Raw genomic sequence first — 6,838 nt, forward strand, 5'->3', positions numbered from 1 at the left:
GGAGCGGCCTCCGAAGCGGGGGCGTGTTCGGGGGCGCGGGCCTGGGGTGCGGCGAGGTTCACGGCGCCCGCGGCGGCCGCGGCACCCGCCACACCCACCGCACCGGGCGCCTGCTCCTCGGCCCTCGGGGCGGCGTCCGCGCCCTCCTCCGGATTCTCCGTGTCCAGCAACCGCACGGCATGCCGCCCCAGTTGCGCCACCAGCATGCTCGGCAGCCACGGGTCACGGCTGCGGCCGTCGGAGACCGTGTCCTCCGCACCCGTGCGGTGCAGGATGTCGTCAAGGGAGGGCCGGCCGGCCGGGTCCTTGCGCAGACAGAGCCGTACGAGATCGGCGAGACCCTCCGGGATCCGCTCCAGGTCCGGTTCCTCCTGCGCGATGCGGAACATCAGCGCGTGCACCCCGCTGTTGGCCGTCCCGAAGGGAAGGTCGCCGGTGGCCGCGTACGCGAGGATCGAACCCAGGCAGAAGACGTCGCACGCGGGCGTGATGCGGTCGCCGCGGACCTGCTCGGGCGCCATGAACCCGGGCGACCCGACGAGCGCGCCGGTACGAGTCAGTCCCCCGTCGGTCACCGTCTCCAGGGCGCGGGCGATGCCGAAGTCGATGACGCGCGGGCCGTCGATCGTGACGAGGACGTTCGAGGGCTTGAGGTCGCGGTGGACGATCCCGGCGGCGTGAATGTCCTTGAGGGCGTGCGCGAGTCCGGCCGCGAGAATCCGTACGGAACGTTCGGGCAGCGCACCGTGGTCATGCCCGACGACCGTCTCGAGGGACGGCCCGGCGACATAACCGGTCGCCACCCACGGAATCGCGGCCTCCGTGTCCGCGTCGAGCACGGGCGCCGTCCAGTACCCGCCGACCTGCCGCGCGGCCCGCACCTCCTGCCGGAAGCGCGCCCGGAACTCCTCCTGCTCGGCGAGCTCCTGCCGGACCAGCTTGACGGCGACGGTCCTGCCCCGGTCGGAGCGCGCCAGATACACGTTCCCCATGCCACCGGCACCCAGCCGCGCCAACAGCCGGTACGCGCCGATCCTCTGCGGATCCCCTGGCCCCAGCTTCTCCATGGCTAGCGCCACCCTCCCCCGTGCGTGTGCAACAGGCTGAGGATAGTGCGGCCGTACGGGGCGTTGCGTCGGGCTGTCTCTACGGTTCCGTAACAGCCGACGAGACCTGGTCGAGCGCCTGTGACAGGCGTTCCAACACCCGTACGGTCTCGCCGAACACGTCCTCGCCGAGCATGCCTGCGAGGCGGTCGGCGAGGGCCGCGTGGCCGGGGTTGATCTTCGCTATCGCCGCGCGGCCGTCCTCGGTCGGGGTGAGCAGTTTGGCGCGGCGATGGGCGGGGTTGGGCGCGTACTCGGCCAGTCCCCGCTCGACGAGCAGATCGGCGATCCGCTGCACGCTCTGCCGTGTGATGCCCATCGTGCGGGCGATCCCGGAGACGGGCAGGGGTTCGCGCAGTACGGCACCGAGCACCTGCCACCAGGCGGCGGTCAGCCCGGCGGGCCGGGCCAACTCCTCCGCCACGGACAGGAATTGCCCGTTGAGCCGGAAGACGCCGAGGGCGCTGCGGCTGAGCAGATCCTGACGCTCGCGACTCACTTGCCGGCCGCCTCGAGGACCGCGAACGCCTCCGGGTCCGAGTCGTGGAACAGCCGGTACCAGGCGTCCAGCACCTCGCCCTCGTACACGCCGAGCAGGCCGAACACCTCGCGGGCGAAGGCGACGGGTTCGGTGGGTCCGGCGGTGATCAGCTGTCCGTCGCTCAGATCCGTCACGGCGTCGGCCTCCACGTACCGCTCGCCTCCCTTGTAGCCCGTGGCGGCCAGATAGAAGGACACGGCGCTGGTGTGCTTCCGGTCGTCGAGCAGTCCTTCGCGGGCCAGCCCGGCGGTGGCTCCGCAGATGGCGGCGACGGGGACGCCCGCGTCGAGAAACTCCCGCGCCTTGCGCGCGAACGGCGCGAGCTCGTCGCTGGTGTCCCAGAGATCGGCGCCGGTGAGGATCAGCAGGGAGCTGTCCTCGGGGCGTACGTCATCGAGGGCGAGGTCGGGCTGAATGCGCACGCCGCCGATGGTCTTCACGGCTTCGCGGCTCGGGCCCGCCGTCCGGATCTCGTACCCGGCCCGGGCGAGATAGGCGGTCGTGTGCCCGGTCTCCCAGTCGGCGAAGGTGTCGTAGACGGCGAGGTGGACGGGCTTGCGGGGAGTGGTACTGGTCATGGCTGCTCCTCCGGATTGGCGCTTCTCTCGGGCTTGCGCTTGCGTTTGGACTCAAGCTTCGATGACAGCATGCTGTCAAAAAGACAGCATGCTGTCAATAGGCTCGTCATTAGACCCGGAGGGCACTCCTTAACCCGTACGAGCAGTCCGCTTAACCTCCCGTTCCCTAGCGTCTTCAGCATGGACAGCACAGAGAATCTCGGACTGATCGCCGCCCACCTGGGCCTCGATCTCGTGGCAGTCGCACTGCTGACGTTCGCCGTCTTCCACCCACGGCACCACAGGCGGGAACTGGTACCGGCGTACCTCGCGCTGAACGTCGCGCTGTTCGCGGTCGTCGCCGCGCTCGGCAGGGTGGGCAACGACGGCGGACTCGCGCTCGGCTTCGGGCTCTTCGGGGTGCTGTCGATCGTCCGGCTCCGGTCGGACTCGGTGCAGCACCAGGAGGTCGCGTACTACTTCACGACCCTGGTCCTGGGGCTGCTGTGCGGGCTGCCAGGGCTTGGCCTCGGGATCGCCGCGGGTCTCGCGGGCGTCCTGCTGCTCGTCGTGTACGTCGCCGACCATCCCCGGCTGTACGCGCGGGAACGCCGCGCCGTCGTCACCCTCGACGTGGTGCACAGGGACGCGGGCGCGCTCCGCGAGGACCTGCGGCTTCGGCTGGGCGAGCCGCTGGGGTGGATAGTCCGGGAGGTCGACTACGTGCGTGACCTCATGGTCGTGGACGTGCGGTACCGGGAGGCGCGGGCGGAATCGGTGTCGGCGTCGGCGTCGGGGTCCGCGGCCGGGACCGGGGGGCGGTCCGGCGGGGCATCCGCGTGGGAGCCGGCAGCGGTCCGGAACGGTGCGCGGGTGCCCGCGGTCGAGGAACCGGTGCGATGAGCGTCGCCGAGTGTGCCGCCGAATCTGCCGTCGGACGGGCCGCGCTCGCCGCGCATCCCCTCTCGCTGGCCGAGCTGAACGCCCGCGCCGAGTTGCTGGCCCGCCACGACAATAGTTACGTCGTCCCCGTCGCCGTCTTCGAGGACTTCGCGGCACGGCTGGCCGATCCGCGGCGCGCGGGCGGCCCGTTCCGGGTACTGGCCATCGGCGGCCTGCGCTCCTTCCAGTACCGCTCCACGTACTACGACACCCCCGGGCTGCGTACCTTCCACGACCACCGTCAGGGGCGGCGGCTGCGCTTCCGGGTGCGGGAGCGGGTCTATCAGGACAGCGGGGAGCGGCAGTTCGAGATCAAGCTCAAGAGCGGGCGCGGCGAGACGGTCAAGCACCGGCAGCGGATGGACGGGGGCGATCATCCGCTGGACGGGGCGCGGCGCCGGTTCCTGGCGGACGTCCTCGGGCGGTCGTACGGCATCGAGGCCCCGTCCGGTCTCGTGCCCTCGCTGGTGACGGACTACCGGCGCGTGACGTTCTCCGCCGACGGGGAGCGGGTGACGTGCGACGCCGGGCTGCTGGTCCGGGACCCGGCGACGGGCCGTACCGCCGCCGCCTCCGAGGGGCTGGTGCTCGTCGAGACGAAGACCCGGGGTCACCTCACGGCGGCGGACCGCCTTCTGCACGGGTACGGGGTGCGGCCGGCCGGGTTCACGAAGTACAGCGCGGGGCTGTCGGCCTTGCGGCCTGATCTGGGGGCGAATGCGTGGGTGCGGTGGGTGCGGACGGTGTTTCCGCGCTAGCGCTCCGCTGGGTGCGGTTTCAAGCTGCGGGTTCGTCGTGGCTGGTCGCGCAGTTCCCCGCGCCCCTGAGAGGCCTGCGGCCTTCTTAGGGGACGGGGAACGTCAGCCTCACCTGTGCGCCGGGAGTGTTCTCCGTGCGGAAGCGGCCGCCCGGTTCCTCCGCCGTGCGGCGGGCGATGTCCAGGCCCAGGCCGGTGGAACCCGCGCCGCTGCTGCCGCGCTCGGTGGCGTGGGTGCCCGGGCCGGGGCCGGGGAAGCCGGGGCCCTCGTCCGCGACGAGGAGTTCCGGTCCGTCGGGGGTGGCGCGTGCCGTGACGCGGAAGGGGGTGCCCTGGGGCGTGTGGTCGAGGACGTTGCCGATCAACGCGTCGAGCGCGGCGGCGAGTTCGTCGGCGGGGACGGTGACCGGCAGCGGTTCGGAGGGGGTGTCGACCTCGACCGGGCGTCCCTGGTCCTCCGCCAGCGGCAGCCAGAACGCGGCGCGTTCGCGGGCGACGGCGGCCAGGTCGGCGCGGGGAGCCGCCTCGCTCAGCTGGCGCCGCGCCTTGCGGATCACGTCGTCGACGCCGAGTTCCAGCGCGGCCACGCCCGAGGCGATGCGCTCGGCCTCGGCCGGGTCGCGCAGGGTCTCGGCGTCCAGTCGGAGGGCGGCGACAGGGGTACGGAGGCGGTGTGCGAGGTCGGCGGCGTTCTCGCGTTCCGCAGTGAGGAGCTCGTCGATGCGGGCGGCGAGGCGGTTCAACTGACCGGCTATCAGGCGGAGTTCGGGCGGCCCCTCGATTTCGGCGCGTGCCGACAGGTCGCCGGCGGCCAGCCGGTCCGCGGTGCGGGCCAGCGAGCGGGTCGCGCCGACGAGCCGTGCGCCGAGGCGATCGGCGAGGAGCAGCCCCAGCAGGACGAGCCCGACACCGATCCCGGCCAGCACGAGCCACGACGTGAGGACGCCCTCGTACAACTGCCCTCTGGTGAGGGCCACTTGGACCACCGCCGTGCCATCGGCGGCGCCCTGCACCGGCACCAGGACGACCCGCCCGCCGTCCGGTGGTTCGTACGTGAACGCCCGCCCGGTCCGTGCGAGCCGCACCGCGTCCGTCACGCGTGCCGGTGCGCCGATGACGGAGCCGTTCGCGAGTACGAGCGAAATGCTGGGCAGCCCGGGCCCGTTGACGCTCTGCACGGTCTGCTCGACGCTCTCCCGACTCTCCCGGCTTTCGCGACTCTCCCGGCCGTCCGCACCCGTGGCGAGTTCGGGTCCGGTGGCGGCCGCCACCCACTGCGCCCGCGCGGTCGCCTCCGCGGTGGCCCGGTCGGCGGCGTGACTGCGGGTGAGCAGGGTGAGCGGCACCAGCAGCGCGGCCAGGACCAGCGCGGTGGTGGCCCCGGTGAGCAGGAGGAACCGCCGCCGCACTAGCAGGCCTCCGGTGCCATCAGCTTGACGCCGACCGTTCGTACCGTGTGCAGATAGCGCGGCTCCTGGGCCGTCTCACCCAGCTTTCTTCTCAGCCAGGACAGGTGGACGTCGACCGTCTTGTCGGCGCCGCCCAGGGGCTGTTGCCAGACCTCGGCGAGGAGTTCGCGACGGGACACCACCTGGCCCGGGCGGCGGGCGAGGTGGGTGAGGAGGTCGAACTCGCGGGGCGTGAGGTCGAGGGAGCGGCCGTCGAGGGTGACCTCGCGGGACACAGGGTCCACGGTGAGGCCGCCCACCCGCAGCGGTTCCTCCGCCTCGGGCGGGCCCAGACGGCGCAGCACCGCCTTGATCCGGGCGTCCAGTTGCGCCGCGCCGAACGGCTTCACGATGTAGTCGTCGGCGCCGCTCTCCAGGAGCGTGACCATCTCCGGCTCCTCGTCGCGTGCCGTCGCCACGATCACCGGTACGTCGCTGACGGCCCGGAGCATCCGCAGCACCTGGGCGCCGTCCACGTCCGGCAGCCCCAGGTCCAGTACCACCAGGTCGGGCGGACTGGTCACCGCCGCGTCGAGCCCCGCCATGCCGCTGGGAGCCGTCGCGACGGCGTGGCCCTTGTCCCGCAGGGCGCGCACCAGGGCCCCGCGCAGCGCGGGATCGTCCTCCACAACGAGCAAATGGGCCATACGGCCACCGTAATCAGGGAGTTGGGGTCAAGTGGAGCCGAGGGGAGCCTGCTGATCCGCGGACGGGGGAAAGACCCCTCTTTTTCTGTGGCTTTGTCTGCGGCTTTGTCTGCGGCTTTGTCTGGGTCTTAACCCGGCCTTAGGGAACGGTGCGCCAAGCTCTTCGTATGAGGTGGCGGAGCGCGGTCGTGACCGCGGTATGGGTCGCGGTCGGCACGGGTGCGGGCAGCCTCGGCGCCTGGCAGCTCGCCAGCGCCGACGGGGACGGCGGCGCGCACGGGCGCGCGCTGGACGACGCGGCTGTGCGGCGCGCGCTCGCGGAGGGCACGCGGTCGGCGCCGAGCACGTTGGGCTCCGGTTCCGCGCCGTCGTCGGATTCCCCGGGCGCCACCACGGCCCCGCGGCCGAGCCGCAGCCCTCGGACGGACACCGTGCACTTCGCCGGAGGCAGTGCCACCGCCGAGTGCCGTGCCGACGGGAGCGTGTTCCTCGTCTCCTGGAGCCCGGCCGACGGGTACCAGTTCGACGAGGACGTCGCGCGGGGGCCTGCGCCGGTGGCCCGGCTGGAGGCGGAGCCGATCGCCGACGACGCGGATGATCTTGCGTACGACGTCACTTGCGTGGCTGACGGGCCGAAGGCCCAGCGTGTGCCGGGCGCCGACGACTGACGGGACGCGCCGCGGGACGCCCCGGGGACCGCCCGGGCCCTCCGGGCCCCGCCCACGGTCGGTTTTCGGCTGCGGGCCGGCTGTGGCTGGTCGCGCAGTTCCCCGCGCCCCTGAAGGGGCGCCCGCCAAAGAGGCACCCGCTAAAGAGGCACCCCCCTAAAGGCGCCCCTCC

8 protein-coding genes are annotated in these 6,838 nt (G+C 72.6%); 3 read left to right on the forward strand and 5 right to left on the reverse strand.

What is annotated here, in order from left to right; genetic code table 11:
* The 3 genes from G5C60_RS48660 to G5C60_RS48670 form a co-directional block, all read right to left on the reverse strand.
* On the reverse strand, positions 1–1,067 hold a 1,067-nt coding region (locus G5C60_RS48660; RefSeq protein WP_241267617.1), incomplete at its 3' end, for a serine/threonine-protein kinase.
* Between the two features lie 79 nt (positions 1,068–1,146).
* On the reverse strand, positions 1,147–1,605 hold the full coding sequence (locus tag G5C60_RS48665; RefSeq protein WP_165270393.1) for a MarR family transcriptional regulator: 459 nt from the start codon (positions 1,603–1,605) through the stop codon (positions 1,147–1,149).
* On the reverse strand, positions 1,602–2,225 hold the full coding sequence (locus G5C60_RS48670) for a type 1 glutamine amidotransferase family protein (protein WP_165270395.1): 624 nt from the start codon (positions 2,223–2,225) through the stop codon (positions 1,602–1,604). Before G5C60_RS48670 ends, G5C60_RS48665 begins: the two co-directional genes overlap by 4 nt.
* A gap of 180 nt (positions 2,226–2,405) precedes the next feature.
* Between G5C60_RS48670 and G5C60_RS48675 the strand changes: the two genes are divergently transcribed.
* Positions 2,406–3,107, forward strand: a complete 702-nt coding sequence (locus G5C60_RS48675; RefSeq protein WP_165270397.1) for a DUF4956 domain-containing protein — start codon at positions 2,406–2,408, stop codon at positions 3,105–3,107.
* A complete protein-coding gene (locus tag G5C60_RS48680; RefSeq protein WP_165270399.1) occupies positions 3,104–3,904 on the forward strand; it encodes a VTC domain-containing protein in 801 nt (266 codons plus the stop codon). The genes G5C60_RS48675 and G5C60_RS48680 overlap by 4 nt, the downstream gene beginning before the upstream one ends.
* Positions 3,905–3,989: 85 nt before the next feature.
* Here the strand turns inward: G5C60_RS48680 and G5C60_RS48685 are convergent, their stop codons facing one another.
* Together G5C60_RS48685 and G5C60_RS48690 are read right to left on the reverse strand one after the other, a co-directional pair.
* Positions 3,990–5,312 (reverse strand): ATP-binding protein, encoded by a 1,323-nt coding sequence (locus G5C60_RS48685; RefSeq protein WP_165270401.1) that lies wholly within the window; start codon positions 5,310–5,312, stop codon positions 3,990–3,992.
* Complete coding sequence (locus tag G5C60_RS48690) at positions 5,312–5,998, reverse strand: response regulator transcription factor (protein ID WP_165270403.1); 687 nt, start codon at positions 5,996–5,998, stop codon at positions 5,312–5,314. Before G5C60_RS48690 ends, G5C60_RS48685 begins: the two co-directional genes overlap by 1 nt.
* 188 nt (positions 5,999–6,186) lie before the next feature.
* On the opposite strand from G5C60_RS48690, the gene G5C60_RS48695 reads away from it, so the two are divergent.
* Complete coding sequence (locus G5C60_RS48695) at positions 6,187–6,666, forward strand: hypothetical protein (RefSeq protein WP_165270405.1); 480 nt, start codon at positions 6,187–6,189, stop codon at positions 6,664–6,666.
* Positions 6,667–6,838 lie beyond the last annotated feature (172 nt).

This window comes from Streptomyces scabichelini (assembly GCF_011045015.1).
GTDB classification, from domain to species: Bacteria; Actinomycetota; Actinomycetes; order Streptomycetales; family Streptomycetaceae; genus Streptomyces; species Streptomyces scabichelini.